The organism is Pseudomonas sp. FBCC-B1667, from assembly GCF_059133255.1.
Genome location: NZ_CP101437.1, coordinates 3,540,722 through 3,555,825, shown reverse-complemented (window position 1 = coordinate 3,555,825; position 15,104 = coordinate 3,540,722). Strand labels below are relative to the sequence as shown.

General features: G+C 49.4%; 16 protein-coding genes and 1 pseudogene. 14 read left to right on the top strand and 3 right to left on the bottom strand.

What is annotated here, in order from left to right; translation table 11 throughout:
* Nucleotides 1-154 precede the first annotated feature (154 nt).
* Complete coding sequence (locus NL116_RS16190) at nucleotides 155-763, bottom strand: trimeric intracellular cation channel family protein (protein ID WP_494373046.1); 609 nt, start codon at nucleotides 761-763, stop codon at nucleotides 155-157.
* A gap of 122 nt (nucleotides 764-885) precedes the next feature.
* Nucleotides 886-1,004: pseudogene (locus tag NL116_RS16185) on the bottom strand (alcohol dehydrogenase); the annotation flags it as partial.
* 555 nt (nucleotides 1,005-1,559) lie between these two features.
* On the opposite strand from NL116_RS16185, the gene NL116_RS16180 reads away from it, so the two are divergent.
* From NL116_RS16180 to NL116_RS16155, 6 genes are all read left to right on the top strand, one after another.
* Nucleotides 1,560-1,808 (top strand): cupin domain-containing protein, encoded by a 249-nt coding sequence (locus NL116_RS16180; protein ID WP_494378074.1) that lies wholly within the window; start codon nucleotides 1,560-1,562, stop codon nucleotides 1,806-1,808.
* Complete coding sequence (locus tag NL116_RS16175; protein ID WP_494373045.1) at nucleotides 1,708-1,989, top strand: cupin domain-containing protein; 282 nt, start codon at nucleotides 1,708-1,710, stop codon at nucleotides 1,987-1,989. The genes NL116_RS16180 and NL116_RS16175 overlap by 101 nt, the downstream gene beginning before the upstream one ends.
* A gap of 314 nt (nucleotides 1,990-2,303) precedes the next feature.
* On the top strand, nucleotides 2,304-2,984 hold the full coding sequence (locus NL116_RS16170) for a hypothetical protein (protein ID WP_494373044.1): 681 nt from the start codon (nucleotides 2,304-2,306) through the stop codon (nucleotides 2,982-2,984).
* On the top strand, nucleotides 2,981-4,987 hold the full coding sequence (locus tag NL116_RS16165; RefSeq protein ID WP_494373043.1) for a hypothetical protein: 2,007 nt from the start codon (nucleotides 2,981-2,983) through the stop codon (nucleotides 4,985-4,987). The genes NL116_RS16170 and NL116_RS16165 overlap by 4 nt, the downstream gene beginning before the upstream one ends.
* Nucleotides 4,988-4,996: 9 nt before the next feature.
* Nucleotides 4,997-5,989 (top strand): AAA family ATPase, encoded by a 993-nt coding sequence (locus NL116_RS16160; RefSeq protein WP_494373042.1) that lies wholly within the window; start codon nucleotides 4,997-4,999, stop codon nucleotides 5,987-5,989.
* Nucleotides 5,986-7,509: a hypothetical protein gene (locus tag NL116_RS16155; RefSeq protein ID WP_494373041.1), complete on the top strand. Its 1,524-nt coding sequence runs from the start codon at nucleotides 5,986-5,988 to the stop codon at nucleotides 7,507-7,509. Before NL116_RS16160 ends, NL116_RS16155 begins: the two co-directional genes overlap by 4 nt.
* A 174-nt stretch (nucleotides 7,510-7,683) precedes the next feature.
* Here the strand turns inward: NL116_RS16155 and NL116_RS16150 are convergent, their stop codons facing one another.
* Nucleotides 7,684-8,157, bottom strand: coding sequence for an XRE family transcriptional regulator (locus tag NL116_RS16150; RefSeq protein WP_494373040.1), 474 nt, complete (start codon nucleotides 8,155-8,157; stop codon nucleotides 7,684-7,686).
* Nucleotides 8,158-8,506: 349 nt separating this feature from the next.
* On the opposite strand from NL116_RS16150, the gene NL116_RS16145 reads away from it, so the two are divergent.
* The 8 genes from NL116_RS16145 (at nucleotide 8,507) to NL116_RS16110 (ending at nucleotide 15,081) form a co-directional block, all read left to right on the top strand.
* Nucleotides 8,507-8,911 (top strand): DUF6957 family protein, encoded by a 405-nt coding sequence (locus tag NL116_RS16145; protein ID WP_494373039.1) that lies wholly within the window; start codon nucleotides 8,507-8,509, stop codon nucleotides 8,909-8,911.
* A 41-nt stretch (nucleotides 8,912-8,952) separates the two neighbouring features.
* Nucleotides 8,953-9,375 carry a hypothetical protein gene (locus NL116_RS16140; RefSeq protein WP_494373038.1) on the top strand — a complete coding sequence of 141 codons (423 nt, stop codon included), beginning with the start codon at nucleotides 8,953-8,955 and terminating at the stop codon, nucleotides 9,373-9,375.
* A 23-nt stretch (nucleotides 9,376-9,398) separates the two neighbouring features.
* The gene (locus NL116_RS16135) at nucleotides 9,399-9,782 is read left to right on the top strand and encodes a hypothetical protein (protein WP_494373037.1); all 384 of its coding nucleotides are present in this window, start codon (nucleotides 9,399-9,401) and stop codon (nucleotides 9,780-9,782) included.
* 579 nt (nucleotides 9,783-10,361) lie between these two features.
* Nucleotides 10,362-10,511: a hypothetical protein gene (locus tag NL116_RS16130; RefSeq protein WP_494373036.1), complete on the top strand. Its 150-nt coding sequence runs from the start codon at nucleotides 10,362-10,364 to the stop codon at nucleotides 10,509-10,511.
* Nucleotides 10,512-10,657: 146 nt separating this feature from the next.
* Nucleotides 10,658-11,386 (top strand): metallophosphoesterase, encoded by a 729-nt coding sequence (locus tag NL116_RS16125; protein ID WP_494373035.1) that lies wholly within the window; start codon nucleotides 10,658-10,660, stop codon nucleotides 11,384-11,386.
* 244 nt (nucleotides 11,387-11,630) lie between these two features.
* Nucleotides 11,631-11,819 carry an AbrB/MazE/SpoVT family DNA-binding domain-containing protein gene (locus tag NL116_RS16120; RefSeq protein WP_494373034.1) on the top strand — a complete coding sequence of 63 codons (189 nt, stop codon included), beginning with the start codon at nucleotides 11,631-11,633 and terminating at the stop codon, nucleotides 11,817-11,819.
* 45 nt (nucleotides 11,820-11,864) lie between these two features.
* A complete protein-coding gene (locus tag NL116_RS16115; RefSeq protein WP_494373033.1) occupies nucleotides 11,865-12,128 on the top strand; it encodes a type II toxin-antitoxin system PrlF family antitoxin in 264 nt (87 codons plus the stop codon).
* A 592-nt stretch (nucleotides 12,129-12,720) separates the two neighbouring features.
* Complete coding sequence (locus NL116_RS16110) at nucleotides 12,721-15,081, top strand: hypothetical protein (protein WP_494373032.1); 2,361 nt, start codon at nucleotides 12,721-12,723, stop codon at nucleotides 15,079-15,081.
* The last annotated feature ends 23 nt before the right edge of the window (nucleotides 15,082-15,104 follow it).

Below are 15,104 nucleotides of genomic sequence, written 5' to 3'. Positions count from 1 at the left end.
AGTCACGGTTTTTATGAGTGCGGGCAGTCCTGATTACCAGAACTGAACCGGCCACTAAAATGTCAGCCTGCGCAGGTCTGGCCTGCGGGAGAGCGAGCGAGAGGATCCGCTGGATTGCTGCAATGTTCTAGGTCGTTTTATGCCAGCCTCACTTTTACCCCTGCCGGGTGGAGAGAATCGTTGGCATCTGCAGATCCTTGTAAATGGCGAGAAACCTCAGGCCCGAAGTGAAGAGGAGGGCAATCCACCCGGCGACCTGGATGGTCGGGAATGCATCGCGTAACAAGACATAGAGGGTGCATCCCAGCAAGATTGGAGTGGCGTAGATCTCACGTGACATCAGCAATGAAGTTCTGCCCGCCAGAACGTCACGCACGATGCCGCCGCCAATACTGGTCAGTACACCCATCATTACGGCAAACGGCGCCGCGAGGTGTAATCCGAGCACTTTCTCGGTAGCGACCAACCCGAACAACGCGGCCGCAAATCCATCGAGGTACAGCAAAAGGCGATAGCGCTGCTGGAATCTTTTGGTGAGAAAAAAAGCCAGCGCTGCTGCAATCAGGGCGACCCAGATGTAGTTGAAGTCCGCGATCCAGAAAATCGGTTGATCGAGCAACAGGTCGCGAACGGTGCCGCCACCAATAGCGGTGATGATGCCCAGCACCACGGCGCCGAACACATCGACCCCAGCCTTCTGAATCGCCAATACCCCAGTGATGGCAAACACGGCGGTGCCCAGCATTTGCTGAAGATAAAGCATCCATTACTCCGTTCTCAGGCAGTGCCCATTGGCAGTCGGTCATTTGCTCGCATCCAGCACGACGCGATAGCGCGCCTTGCCCCTGCGCAGATGATCAAGTGCTTCGTTGGCCTTGCTAATAGGTCGATCATCGATTGGACGCAATGGCTGCCCCCGCGGTACTCGACGGCGACTTCCGCTTCCTCGCGGCCTAAAACGGGCCGGGATCATAACTATGGCGCTCGAGTGGCGCGGCGCAGATAAGGAAGTGTAGCGGGGCGCTTGCCGTTGTCTCGGATGTTGATGAATGGGGCACACCACTGTATGGATTACCCGGTGATTGAGTGACGGAGTTGAAGGTGAAACCACGCTACAGAGGCTTCGAAACGATCGACATGCTCACAGGGGAATGATTGGAAAACGCAGAGATGATTGCGTTGACTGCCGGGATTGACGAGCAGGTGGAATGGCATGAGCGTGGAACTGAGGGAGATTATGAAATATCCCGGGCTGACAGTTATCGGATTCCGCATGCTGGCTTCAGATAGAAGACCGCCAAACCAGAGTGGTGGCTAACTCGACTAAATGGGTATTTAGTCGAGTTATGTCGATAAAACAGGCAAAAAGGTGGATATATGCGTCGATAACGCTAACGGCGGGGTTTCACAATGACTTTAACGGCACTCAGGATAAAAGATCTGGTTGCAGCGCTTGATCTGAAGCCCATTTGGAAGGCGGCTACTACCGCAGAACGTATCGTTTGGACGATTAGAGCACGGTCACAACACCGGGTGGCCCGCGTTACCGGATGACGTAGATTTTCTATCTGCTAACGAAAGGTTCTCCCGTTGGCCATTTTCATATCAACCCGTCCGATAGTGTTCATTGCTACCATTTGGGTGGATCCATTGAATACTCGCTGATTTTAGCGGACGGCACATTTAAGACTGTCTTGATGGGCTGCGATGTCATCGCAGGAAAAACGTTTGCAGTTGAATGTACAAGTTGGCGTTTGGAAAGCTTCGCGGCTTGTCGAGGGATCGGCAGGATTCGGTTTGATCAGTGAAACGGCGACGCCTTGGTTTTATTTCGCGGATACGGTATTGGGTGATGGAGAAAAGATCAGCGAGCGGTTTCCTGAGTATTCGATTTTGATACAGAGACTTGCACGAGGATCAGGACTTGAAGTACTCGGAAGAAACGATGACCCTATCTCGATAGAGACCAGTTTCAAGCCTAATCAATAACTTAAAAAAATCTACTCCGCGATTGCTCAGTCGACATGGTCAAACTCACTTCTGAGTTTGGGAAGTGATTTTGAACCTATAGCATCACTGAGAAGTAATTTTGTCCTTAATAAATCACTAGCTAAGCAAGTTCACAAAACAATGCAGATTGCAAGACAAGCTACGCATAAAATCATTTAGACCACCCGGCCTTTATATCTTAACGTTCTTTGTATGCCGATAGAAGTTGCCAATAAGTCCTAGTAGTTGCCATCTGTCGTAGTAAAATTTTGGGAAGCGATTTCGAACCCTTGCACCCAGCGAGATCCAGTCCGATGGCAACAATGAAAGGTCACCGCCGAAAGCAGCTAATGGCTAGTAGGAAGACGAGCGGCCACAACCGCAGTCTCTGGATGGCCTATAGCCCGAAAATGAATGTTGATCTCATCATCCTGGGCGACCTGGAAATCATCCATTGGGCTACTGAGCTTGAGACGAGCTCGAGCGTGCTGGCCTACAGATTCGATGAGGATGTCGACATCAGCTTGAATGCGGATGACACCGATGACTTTACGAAGCTCAGAGGGATATGGGTTGAGCGCCGGGATGGCTCTGTCGCGCTCCATCAGATAGACGCCGAGGAGAAGCTCGACCCAGACCTCAAATCAATTCCCATTCGTTATCGCCTCACTGATCAGGTCGTTCGCCACGCGCAGCTCGTTTCGATTACGTTCGCCCACCTCGCATTAGTCGCCTATAAGTTGGGCTTCTGGCTGAAAGTGATTGCTATGGCATCGCAGGTGAGGAGTTACGTACTTGACCATGAAACTGAGCTGGTGGGTACCCAAGTTCAGTTGATGAAGGAGGGGACGATCCGGTCTCTCCTTGATGACGTGGATATCTTAGATCAAGCCATCGCGCTAGGTGTTATCTGCAGATTGATCATTGCTGGATCTGTGATGGTTGAGGTTGGCAAAAACGGCTTTGGTTACAACACCGTCTGGCGCGCACCATGAGCAGACGCTCTCGCTCGCAAATCATCGAGCTTATCCAGGCCACGATGCCTTGGGAAGAAGTCTCTGTGCAATCTTTGGAGCCGAATTCTGCCTACATCTACCGGCACAGGAAACAGGCGCTTGAGATGTACATGGGTGGAAGTACGATCGAGTCCATCAAGCATGCCACCAACATAGATGGCAGCTACTTAAAGAAAATGATAAAGCGCTGCCTGTTGTTAGCACCTGATCGATCTGTTTATGGTTACCGCGCACTCTTGCCTCATATTGCAATAAAATCCTACAGGCGTACGAAAGAAGTCGATGCGTCCCTGTGGCATTCGGGTGCGGGGCTCTCTGGCGTTCTAGGGGCGATTTTCACGCTTTACCCAAAACTTGAGTCGAAACTTAAAAATCTAATCTTGAAGAGGACGCCCAAAGGAAAAAATAAAGAAGTGCAGTTCGAAATGCGGCCTACAGATCTTCACACTGCCTTTATAAAAATTCTAAACGACAACGGGCACCCGGCAGCGAAGTGGCCATTTAACACAAAGTATCGCGGCATTAGAACCCTGACGGCCTATGTGAGCAAAGTACGAGATCAAAATTTTGAGCGAGCTGTTCATATTACTGGTGATCGGGGTGCGATAGCGCATATACCTGTCGGTACGGGGCATTCCTCATTGACCAAGTCAAGGGGACTGATGGAGAGTATTGAGATTGATTCGTATACATTCGATGCATTATTCATCTTGATACTTCAATGTGAACATGGGTTTGAAACCTATCACATCTTGAAAAAACTGCACCTCCTCGCAGCAGTCGAATCGCTGACCTCGGCAGTCCTTTGGTTTTATGTAGTTCATGGTGACGACGTGACTGCTGAAGATGTCGTGGCACTAATACGCCAAATGCTTAGCTCTAAGCTACCGAGACCCGAGTCTACAATCAAGGATTTGGAGATAAAACCGGGTGCGGGGTTTCCCGCAGAGGTGATTCCTGAGATGACGCAGGTGGAGCCGTCGATCATTCGACTCGATAATGCGCTAGCACACCTGGCTAATAAGGTTAGCGGGGAGCTCCGAAAGCAAATTGGATGCATAAATGAGTATGGTGTGCCTGGCCGCCCGGAAAGACGACCGAACATCGAGCATAAATTTAAACGAGTGGCTGCGGATTTGATTCAACGCTTTCCAAACACTACAGGTGCAGGCCCTGATAAAGGCAGAGCCGCTGATCCCGAACTAGCTGCTATCCAGTTCCGGGTCACCAGTGATGAACTCGATCAATTGGTCTACGCGTTCTTCGCTAACCTGAACGCGGAGCCGACCGAGGGCCTGCGGTGTATGTCCCCACTTGAAGCGGTCACAAAGTTGGTAAGTGAGGAAAATTATATACCGAGGCGACCTCCACTTGATATGCGTCAATCATTGGGGGTTGTTAGCGTGAAGCACTGGCGGACAGTCAAAGGTGGAGCTAAAGATGGCCATCGACCTTATATTAACTTTAAGAGAGCAAGATATACCTCGTCCAAATTGATGGATAGTCCCGATCTCGTTGGGGAAAATATAATCGTTGAAGTCAACGAGTCCGACATTCGAGTCGTTCAAGGGTTTCTGGAAAATGGCGCACCTATAGGGCCTCTCACAGTACAGGGGGACTGGGTAGAGTTCCTTCATAGCCTTAGAACCCGTGACAAGATCAACTCACTGCTGTGTCGGAAGGTCATATTTCGTACAAGTGGTGTTAACATTTGTGCGACCTACAAGCGACATCTGGAAGCGAAACTGGAAGCAGCTGCGGCGAGTAACAAGCAAGATCGAAGGTCAGCATCGGAGCTCGACAGGCTGAGAACTGAGCAATCTCGTAATGCTTCCGAAGTTGAGAAGAATGCTCAACCTGTAGCGCAGCAGCAGCAGCAGCAGCCAGCCCCCCCTCTGTCTCCGAAGGCTCCTATACCGGAGCGCGAGTTTCTTGTTCCACCTAGCAGCTTAGACCTCATCGAATTGGTCAAAAAGCTCTAAGAGGGTCTTATGAACACTTATGACCCGTACGACGTCGAGCAGCAAGAGACGCTCCTGTGGAACCACCCGTTAGTGACAAAGAACTATGTCGCACTCACTCCTAGCATGCCGCAGGTGCTCGGGATAGTCATGGACAGCGTAATGCTTCATAAGACGTGCCTAGTCTTTAAGGCTTTCCCTCGGATGGGGAAAACTACGGCATGTAACTTCGTGATCCGCGCACTGAATAGCCATCCTGCATTCAAGGACAGATTTCTGACGTGCGTCTCCGCGGATACAAACGGTGATCTGAAACGTCGGGAGAATATCGTCAAGAGTTTGGCCAGGTCATTGGGTTTCCGACTGCCGAAGAGAATAGATATCGGGACATTGCGAGCAGATGTACTGAATGACATAGAAAGCTCCTTGCGAAATAGGGGGGGGAGGCACTGGGTTCTATTCTTAGATGAGCTTCAAACGCTTACGATAGAAGATTTTGAGCAACTACAGTATATCCAGAATCAACTAGCTGTGGCTAATATTGACACTACGCTCATTGGATTTAGCCAAACACAAATTAGCTATGCCATTGAATTGCTTAAAAAGCAGAAGCGTGCGGAGTTGACTGCCCGGTTTCTTAGTGAAGTAGAGGATCTGCCGTATTGCAAAGACCATGCTTGGATGACTGAAACTATGAAAGGGTACGATGAAGATTTTACTTATCCCGCCGGAAGCAGTTGCACCTACACTCAGTTTTTTCTTCCGCAAGCTTATGCCGCAGGCTTTCGGCTTGCCAGCACGGCCTCAGACATTTATCAGGTAATGTCTGAGGATGTGAAAAAATATAATCTTCCTCTGCTTCCCACAGCATTCGTGTTTGAGGTTTTCAGGCTTATTCTGATTCGCTCCATGAAGCGAGACGCCTCGGAGTTTACTGTGACCCAAAACATTATAGAGTCTGCCACGGCAGAGTCACGGCTGAGCAGCTATGCAGAGATTCTCAAACAGAGCGGCGTGTTATGAAGCCGCTGAAACCAGTTCATCTAGTCTTTCTTAGGCCTCCGTTCAAATACACTTCTTCCTGGCTGATATTTCTCCATGTGATGAAATGGAACCATGCTCAATGGTTTCATGAGATTCGCGAACTTTTGGAGGTCGGTGACGCTGAGCCCGAGGAGTTCGATCGTTGGTGGGATGGTGCTCAAGTTCCTCATTCTAGAGTAGAGGACGCATGTGGTCTTGCGCGCAATGAACTTAAATATCAATTTTTAGATGGATGGTTTCCTTTGCCCGAAGATTCGGAGTGTGAAACGCTAGCAATGAGGCCTCGACCTAGAATTCGACACTGCCGTCAATGCATTAAGTTTGGATACCATTCGGTAGTATTTTACTTTGAACACATCACGCATTGTCCTTGGCATAATGAAGCCCTTGAATACTGCCAGCAATGCTCGGATGTGCTATCGAAGAAATGGCGCGGAAAGAAAGGGATCGCGGCTGCCGCAGAGAAATGTGAGCACTTGGGGGTAGTCCTTGATGTTTTATCGGCAGAAGTGCCGCCTGAAGATTTCCATGCCGAGGTAGTCGTTTGGTGTAATAAACTTAAGGATTGGAGCGAGCGTGGTTCGCGATTTATAGGGCAGGACATGTATGAGGTAGTGGTGGCGGAGCCGTCAAAGCTTCAAGACAAAGAAGTCGTCTTCAAATTCCTGGCAGATCGTGCATCGCCCGGACAGTTTTCAACTAATGTTGATGCTCCAGTTTCGATGTTGAAAATTCCTCTTTCAAAGCTTGCCTGGGAAAAACGCTTTTATCACATCCTCAATTCTCCTAGCGGTGAATGTATCACGTGGTATGAAATTTTACGGGGGGCTCAGCCACAAGCTGATATCGAAGTTTCAGTATCAACCATCAAGTCTATTCGCAGGTATATATTTCGTCGTTATATACGCCGCCATAGAAAATGTTTGGCGCGTCTTGTTCGTACGGCCTCGGAGAACTGGTACGCCTTCAATCTTAATACTGTATGCTCCTGTGTGATGGCCTACTTGATTGTCTTTTCTCGGCGCTGGGATGTCTCGCCTTGGGATTTGCTGCATATAAAAAAAAGCCATTTGGGTTCGTTCGCAAAATGCTGTGCTTGGCATGGGGAAACCCTACAGTGCGAGAGCGAGCTAGGGATGTATAAATTGATTGGCAACTTTTACAAGATGTGGAGCATACTTCGCCACTTTAGGGAGATAGATTGTCGCACGCTTGTGCTGAGTTACAGGCATGACGGCAGTTTGCTTGGCTTTGTCGCTCCGAAGATTTACGAAACCGCGCGCCGTTACCGAGACTATATCTATTGGGATGCGATCTTGTTCATGGAGGATCCAGAGATTGCGCTCGCAAGAAGCATCCCCGACTGTGCTATCCGTCGTAGGTATCCGCTGCATGTGTGGCTAGGGCGCTATCCCTATTGGGTGCTGAGTAACAACAAGAATATTCTGTGTGCGCTGCATAACGTGGGAGCAAACAATAACCGCCGTCTCGATCTGTAGCGGTGAGTCACTCCCAATGCTTCCTCACTGTCTGCTTGGAAACCCCAAGCTTCCGTGCAACCGAAACCTGGCTGCAGGGAATTTTAGCAAGCTTCAAGCCTAGTGTTTGATCTAGGGGCAACACAACAGACTTTGATGCGTGAGCTCATTTGGCGGGAGGTAAGCGCCTGATCATTAGTACTTTTTCCAATACTCCCTCACCGACGTCAACGCCAGCCCCAACTGCGCCGCTGCCTGCTGCTGCGTCGCACCTTCCGCTTTGAGTGCCAGTACCGCTTTCTCGTTATCTGCGTTTAGCGGCTTGCCGCGTCCTCGTTTTATGAGGTTGCCGTCAGCATCGAACTGATCGCTGAGCACCTTCATGCCACCCTCAGCCTCAAATGCAGCCACGTCGGTCAATGCGCGGCCAATTACAGTCAGCGGTTGCTCGCCCTGGCGGTGAGCAATGCAAAGGGTAAGCATCGCGATCGGATCAAGGCCAAGGGACTGCGCCAGCTCGTCAAATTGCTCGATGGTGATACTGGTCTGCGCGTTCTCGAGGGCACTGACTTTACGACGGTGTGTCGCATCCGAGACGTCAGCGTACCTAGCGCGCCGAACAAGGCGGAGCGCCCGAAGCACGCCTGCAAATGCGGTTCTCAGTTCCATGACTTTGCTCAAAAGTCAGGATATAGCCATAACTGAGCTTTACGAATAAACGTCAATATAGTGTATTATCCGTAATGTCGAGAGCTTCGAGGCATGGCGCACAGTGATCGAGAGAGAGCGGAAGGTCATCGCCAGCACCTGTCGCCAGGGGCGTTCAAGCTGAGCCCATCGAGGGCGCGCCAACTCGAGAGGTTCATCAGACCGCTTCAGGTCACCGAGATTGGGTGAGCGAAAGCGAGGATCGTGATCAGCCAATTACGCTCGCAGAGACGCATGCGGCAATACGGAATCACAGCCGATGAAAAGACTCCGGCTTTGAACACAGCAGATGAGTTAACGGAGATTGAAGTTGAGCACAGATCAAAACGAAGGAGATGGCGAGCTACTGGCCGGCCCCGGTGAACCCCGTCAAGGATCCCTGGATTCAGATGAGAATTTGATAGAACTGGTGAAGGCGCTCTATCCGCGCAAGCCTCACTGCTTGGTCGAGAACTGGACAATTTTACGAGCCTATGTCACCGATGAGCAGCTGCAGAAAATTCACGCGGCCAGGCAGCTACCTTTGGTTTTGTTTGCTCACAACGTGCGCTTCGACAGCCAACGTCGTTTTGATGTCGGCGATTGGATGCGCAGCACTTTTGCGGTTTCCTTTGAAGAAGGGTTCCTCTTTGAAACGCGGAATACCGTTTACGTGCTTATGGGGAATGGCCACGAGAAGTCGGTAAGTCTCAAGACAATTTTTTCTTTTTTCTAAGTGATGCGTTGCCCCGGCAATGACCTCCCGTAAGAGTCAATATGTTCAGAACAGTAGACACTGAAATTGCAGGTTTCCCGGGTATGTTTGGGGATGGCCTGGCTCACTGGCATAGCGTATCCCGAGTATTGAATACGCACTGGTATCACGTAGCGGTAAAGACGAGACAAGAAGACCGCTTTGCAGACATGGTCGAATTTTTGAACGATGAGACCAGGTTGCATGAGCTAATTTCATCGCAAAACGAGGATTTCGTTATTACTGAAGTGCAAGTCCAAACTCCACCCTGGATGAATGGCGGCCAGAGCTGGCGTATGGAAAAGTTGAATGCAGTGTCTATCGGTTACGACCCTAACAGCGTTGTTATCTGCTTGCTTGAGGTAGAGAGCGGCGTGGTTTACACGGACGCTCACGATAGTTCGTTCGACGCCCAATCCTTAACCAACGTCAAAAAGATCTACTGACCAACGGTCGCTGCGGAGGCATCATGCACAAAGGTATCAACACGGAATGGCACTCCAAACGGCTTTCGGATTTTCACATCAAGCGCATCATTCGGGCTCAGAGGTATATGCATGATGCCTCCATCACAGCTTATTTGAGCGACGTTTTCATAGTCGACGGTACAGCGGTTGGAGTGACTTATGGACATCAACGGGTTGACGAGTTAGGACGGTTCGCCGATGGGCATATCATGCGTACCTCACACATTCGTTTCGCCGCCAAAATTGGGCCGTTTTGGGTGCTGACGACCATGAATTCGCGCTACGTCATTGCCTCGTTCAAAAGGGGGGATGGGCGGCCTAGCTTTCACAACCTTCTCCGGTCAGCCGTGGGAGAGGTGGAAGTGCCATCGCCAGCCATTCACTGATCGATGCACGTGGTTCAGGAAAGGTACAGCACCCTCAGTACCTTGGCCTTTGAATCCGGTTTAGTGAGCACATCCGAGTCCGTGGGGTAATTTCGCAGTTGCTCGAATTTAGCCTCGACCTCTCTGATGCTTTCGCACTCTGAATAAGCCAATTCATGGGTATCAATGATTTCATGTCGAAGATTGCTAACCAATGCATTATCCAAGGAAAGATCGATTCGCAAGGTATTAACAATCATGTAGTCAATTAGGAGTTTCAATTGATGCCTTGATATTGAGATGAGTAGGGCGCGATGAATTGTTCCCTAACATGACAATTGTTATCAAGGCGCGAGCTCAAAAATAAATAGCTTTGCAACTGATATAAATCTGTATAGGTGTAAGCGATGGGATTTAGTGTTCATTTGTACAGTCAATTTATAATTTTAACGCTCTGCATTTCACCATATGAACATCGCTTTCACGCTCAAGTGATACGCAGTGCCGCCCGCTAAAATATGATGGAGATTGGGAATGGGAAGGGGTGATGACGACACCGTTTTTTGCAATGTCCAGATGCCGTTGGGGCAGGGTCGAGAAATGTTGAGCCTGGTCACCGTGTTGCGCGAGTCCGGAGCACATCCTTACCTTGATTTGGTGTTTCAGCACATGCAGCTCGAGCTCAAGATGTCGATCGATATTGTTGAAAACCCACCGACCTGGGATGAGAGCGAACCCACCAAGCACTGATTGGCCTTGTCATTCGTTCGCCGTCTGGAGATGACTTGGTGAAGCTAGGCGCTAACGCGAAAGGGCGATGGGGCAGCGCATCTGATCCCGTGCGGCGGGCTTGCATGTTCACTGTCGCACCTCGCAAAAAGCTTAAGGATTCACAAATGAAGATTCACGTGCTCTCAGATCTACATCTCGAGTTTTCTGAATTCGAGCTGCCTACGACCAACGCAGATGTCGTGGTCTTGGCGGGTGACATCGACACAAAATGTCGAGGCGTGGAGTGGGCCAACCTGGCGTTCGACTGCGAGGTTATCTATGTCTGTGGAAATCACGAGTTCTACTCAGGCCACATCGATCACACCCTTCGCAAAATGCGAGACGTTGCCGCACCCCATGTCCATGTCTTGGAAAATCAGGTGTGGATTCGCAACGGAGTACGATTTTTAGTCACGAAGGCCTGGACGGATTTCACATCTACCGGCGACAAAGTAGCGGCTTCGCTGACGTGTGGAGCGCTAATGAATGATTTCAGGCTGATCCGCGCGAAGGAGAGTTTTCGCCGACTGCGCCCAGCAGATGTGATTGAGCGAAATCGCGTGGCTTTTGACTTTCTGAAGCGCGAGCTCAGCGAGCCATTTGAAGGCAAAACCATTGTCGTTACGCATCATTGCCCTGTCCCCGAAGCGGGCCGTGAACGCCACTACGATCATCTGAGTGCGGCATATTTCAACTCCTGGCACGCGCTTCTTCCTTTAGTGGACGTTTGGATTTTTGGTCACACGCACCGAGCTGTGGATTGCGAGCTAGAGGGGTGCCGAATCATCTCCAACCCCCTTGGTTATCCAGGGGAAAAGACAGGTTTTGTTCCCAATTTGACTGTAGAAATCTGATCGCTGAAGTAGGGGGAGGCTAGGTGCACTGGATCAAAACATATGGAGCAGAGCTGTCTGATTTAAGATTTTTCAAACTGCCGAAGGTCATTGAGCGTGCACGTGAAGCTGTCGCTGATCCAGACTTCGTTGGTTATTTGCTATGCGCATTGGAGCGTCATCCGCGCATAACCGGGCTTTTGTTTTGCGTACACGCCAGGGCCTTTCCCGAAGGGTTCCCGAACACACTAAAGTGAGCAACATCATGACAGAACATCGACGCTGGATGGTGGAATGCCAGGATGCCGCGGATGGGAGTGGTGATCTCATCATCGACTTGCCACCTGAGCTACTCACGAACTCAAACCTGAATATCGGCGACGTGCTGACGATTGAAGTGATCGATGGCGTTATAGTTTTGACGCCGGTGTCGAGCGACTCAGCTCCAGCCTGATGCAATCAAGCTCGGCCAAATTGACTGCTGGGTAAGGTCGTCAACATGGAAGATTCCCGTACTCCTTTGAATGCCCCCGTAATCATCGCTCCGGGCGACGGGGCGCATCTGCCTCAAAGAGTAGGGCAAAGCAATTCTGTGTCTCAAGTCCTTCGACTTTTGGCGACCGATATCGACTGCCATCCGGAGAAGCTGAAGCTTGTCGACACACGCTTGGTGTCACGCATCAGTTCCTTAGTCCTTGGTGTGGATGTCGATCTCGATGCACCTCTTTTGTCCGCTGATGATCAACCCGGCTCGACTAATTAAATGGGTGTGAATGGGTGTGTAATCGGGTATGGAATGTGTACACCAAGTGAGTACCTAAAAATAGATCGAATCCAGTAGCCGAGCTATATCAGCACACGTTCTCGTTTTGCGCGCGGATTCCTGCTGGGGCAGTTGCGCTAGTGGTGTGACCGAGTAACTTTATTAGTCAATTTGGATTCAGTCCCAAATGGATGACCGGTTAGTGCCTTCGCTGAAGTCGGATTTCGACCAAAAGAAATCGTTATCAAACTGGTGGTGTATCCATCGAAATATCCCGATTCTTGCTCCCGAATCTACTCTGCATGGCATCGGAAAATGAGAGCCAAAAAAGTTTTTGGCCGCCTTGACCAAAATCCAGTCATGTCAGAGAAGGCCGATGGGGGTGTCGAGGATCATGATCCGTTTTGAACACCGGAAAGCTCTAATGCATTAATAGTGTGGAGAGGCGTGATGCTTGGTTACAGCTGCTAAGCTTAACCTCAATTTTTGCTATTGCAGAAAAGAGCGAGTCGTTCCAAGCCAAATTCCAATCGGCGAATTGATAAATTTTCAGTGTGCGGCTACATGCAAGCGCGATCTGGGGAGGCAAGCAATGGATATTTCGAACATGCCTAGCACATCGATGAAGTACCGTTGCTTTACTCTAAAGCGCCTAACGCCCGTCGTTGGTTTTTGCCTATTGCTTCATGGCGTAGCGGTCGATGCAGCCTCCCGGTTCGGCACTGGAACGGTAGATTTTCAAGGTACACAACACGCCATCAAAACTTGGTCTTCGTTGCCAATCGGACACGTGGTTGAAAACGGTAGAGATACAAAAATACTGCTGAATCAAATAGTTCCGCCCTCACTCAACAATGAGATTGGGACTGAGTTTTCTGCTTTCCCGATCAGAACTCTTGAAATGGATATCAAAGCACCGTTCAAGATGGAAACTGGTGAAGGTTTGCCGGCGGTTTCGGATCCCATGTCCGAAGACGTATTTACTCCATTCAACATTCAAAACTATCGAGCGATATATTCAACCTCAGTCGATGCTGATACTCCTCCATGGATAAATCATGCAAATTGGACATTCACTTATCCGCAATTGGATAAATTGGTTCAGGAACTCCTAGAGCGAATGTCTCGCGTTTCGGGACGGCATCAAATTGCAAGTCCTTCTTCTTGTACGCTCAACCCAGCTCAAGTTCAGTGGCTTTTCGCTGCACACCCTGATTTCCCAAATTCCCTTTTTGAAGAGTATGCAAAATCCCTTCAACAGTTGCCGATGCGTCTGCGCGTGCAAACCGTTAGCTCGGACGTAGTCGCGGCATCTCCGGAGTCATTCTCGCCAGACCTTAAAGCTGCTTCAACAACCTCGGGAATCACCATTGGAAGTGTTTCTGTTGATACCTTGAAAGAAGGAGTTTCGGCAGTTAGAAATATGGTGTTTTCCCCTGATTGCCGAAGGTACATGTATCATTCAGGGATCCTGAGCACACAACGTCATTTTTTTGTAGATGAGGTAAATGACAACGATTTGCTGCTTTTGCAAAATTCATGGGATGCTGCCTCTCAGACAATTACCATTTTGCCGGAGGAGGAGTCTGGGCTAATCAGTGCCTCGGATGTAGCTAAAAAATTCGAAGTTTGGCGAAAAACTCATGCAACTACCATCGATGCCGACCTAGATGAGTTTGCTCTTCTATCGGGAGGTTCGAGTACAGAGCTAGACAGATATGGTTCTTGGGTTTTCGGATATACGGACAACAATACATCAAACTACACTGTAAACTCTACCTCGCCAGTCGTCCGTTATCATGTTAACCGGTTGATATCAAATTTTCTGGGTTATGCCCGAGCCCGCAACTCATTCGACTACGAACGGCCATGGATAACGGTTCGGTTCTTAAGTGAAATGATTGAGAAAATTAGTCGAAACCAACGTAAAGCTAATTATTCCAGGGAAATAAATCCAGCGCCGTGGGAGGATAAATTCAGTCAGCGACGCGATTATATTCATAAAGCTGCATCTGACATGAACATGGGTTATGGAGCTTTTTCGGCCTGCGTATTTCAAGAAAACGGGTTGCCTGAATCAGCCTGTCAATATGGCGCGGCGTTAAAGAACGAGCAGTTCGCAAAGGACGATGCGGCAATTGAAAAGAGAGCGCATGATTACGAAGAGATGGACTTCGCACTCTACAATATAGTGGTCGATTCTCTGCTGCAGCGGCTCCAAGACGAGAAAGTTCGATTTGAATTACAACCTGACTTGCTCGAATTGAAGACTGCAGTCGACGCCACCATAGAGCTGCGCAGAAGAGCCCATGAAATAGCATTTGGTAGTATCCCATTTCGGCTTGTCGAAAACAAAATGCCGAAAAACAAAACCATTGAACAAAGCACATCTATAGCTACTATTGTTCCAGCTTTCCGAGAGGCGATACTGCTGCGAGTGAACTCTTCAGATCCACTCATAGATGCGATCAAGGTTGGTTCTATTGTTGATGTCAAGGTTCTAAAAACCAGTCAGCCTCCGATTCCTTATGAGATTATTTCTGCAACTGAAGTAAGCGATAGTTTGATGTCATCAACTGAATTAAAGGCATATGTTGGGGAGTGGTTGGGAAGGCAGGAGTATACAGGTACAGTAACGGCCATTGTATCGACAACCTCAGGATTCTCAATTGAAGTGGTTTTAGAATGTGATAAGAGTCAGTACTTGTTTGCAGAAGTTGATGAGGCCAAGGAACCATTTGTCTTCAAAGACTTGCTTCAAAAGATCTTTCCCGTTGCATCTGAGCGCGCCAATGGTGCAGGTTATTTGCAGAAGAAATTCATAACGCGGCGCGTGCCAGACGGTCTGTTTGCCGGTACAGGTGAGCTAAGTGTTCTCGTGGTGCCAAACGGTCAGGCTGATTTGGCGGCTTATAAAAATGCAATTCACCAAAGAATCGTAGGCCAGCAATGAAACACTTGCCAAGGAGGTGCTTT

Bases quoted from the DNA above. Each gene is read 5' to 3' on its own strand.
- NL116_RS16170 (WP_494373044.1), top strand. From the start codon at position 2,304: ATGGCAACAATGAAAGGTCACCGCCGAAAGCAGCTAATGGCTAGTAGG.
- NL116_RS16155 (WP_494373041.1), top strand. From the start codon at position 5,986: ATGAAGCCGCTGAAACCAGTTCATCTAGTCTTTCTTAGGCCTCCGTTC.
- NL116_RS16115 (WP_494373033.1), top strand. From the start codon at position 11,865: ATGGAAGATTCCCGTACTCCTTTGAATGCCCCCGTAATCATCGCTCCG.
- NL116_RS16165 (WP_494373043.1), top strand. From the start codon at position 2,981: ATGAGCAGACGCTCTCGCTCGCAAATCATCGAGCTTATCCAGGCCACG.
- NL116_RS16140 (WP_494373038.1), top strand. From the start codon at position 8,953: ATGTTCAGAACAGTAGACACTGAAATTGCAGGTTTCCCGGGTATGTTT.
- NL116_RS16135 (WP_494373037.1), top strand. From the start codon at position 9,399: ATGCACAAAGGTATCAACACGGAATGGCACTCCAAACGGCTTTCGGAT.
- NL116_RS16150 (WP_494373040.1), bottom strand. From the start codon at position 8,157: ATGGAACTGAGAACCGCATTTGCAGGCGTGCTTCGGGCGCTCCGCCTT.
- NL116_RS16175 (WP_494373045.1), top strand. From the start codon at position 1,708: ATGTCATCGCAGGAAAAACGTTTGCAGTTGAATGTACAAGTTGGCGTT.
- NL116_RS16125 (WP_494373035.1), top strand. From the start codon at position 10,658: ATGAAGATTCACGTGCTCTCAGATCTACATCTCGAGTTTTCTGAATTC.
- NL116_RS16120 (WP_494373034.1), top strand. From the start codon at position 11,631: ATGACAGAACATCGACGCTGGATGGTGGAATGCCAGGATGCCGCGGAT.
- NL116_RS16110 (WP_494373032.1), top strand. From the start codon at position 12,721: ATGGATATTTCGAACATGCCTAGCACATCGATGAAGTACCGTTGCTTT.
- NL116_RS16130 (WP_494373036.1), top strand. From the start codon at position 10,362: ATGTTGAGCCTGGTCACCGTGTTGCGCGAGTCCGGAGCACATCCTTAC.
- NL116_RS16160 (WP_494373042.1), top strand. From the start codon at position 4,997: ATGAACACTTATGACCCGTACGACGTCGAGCAGCAAGAGACGCTCCTG.
- NL116_RS16190 (WP_494373046.1), bottom strand. From the start codon at position 763: ATGCTTTATCTTCAGCAAATGCTGGGCACCGCCGTGTTTGCCATCACT.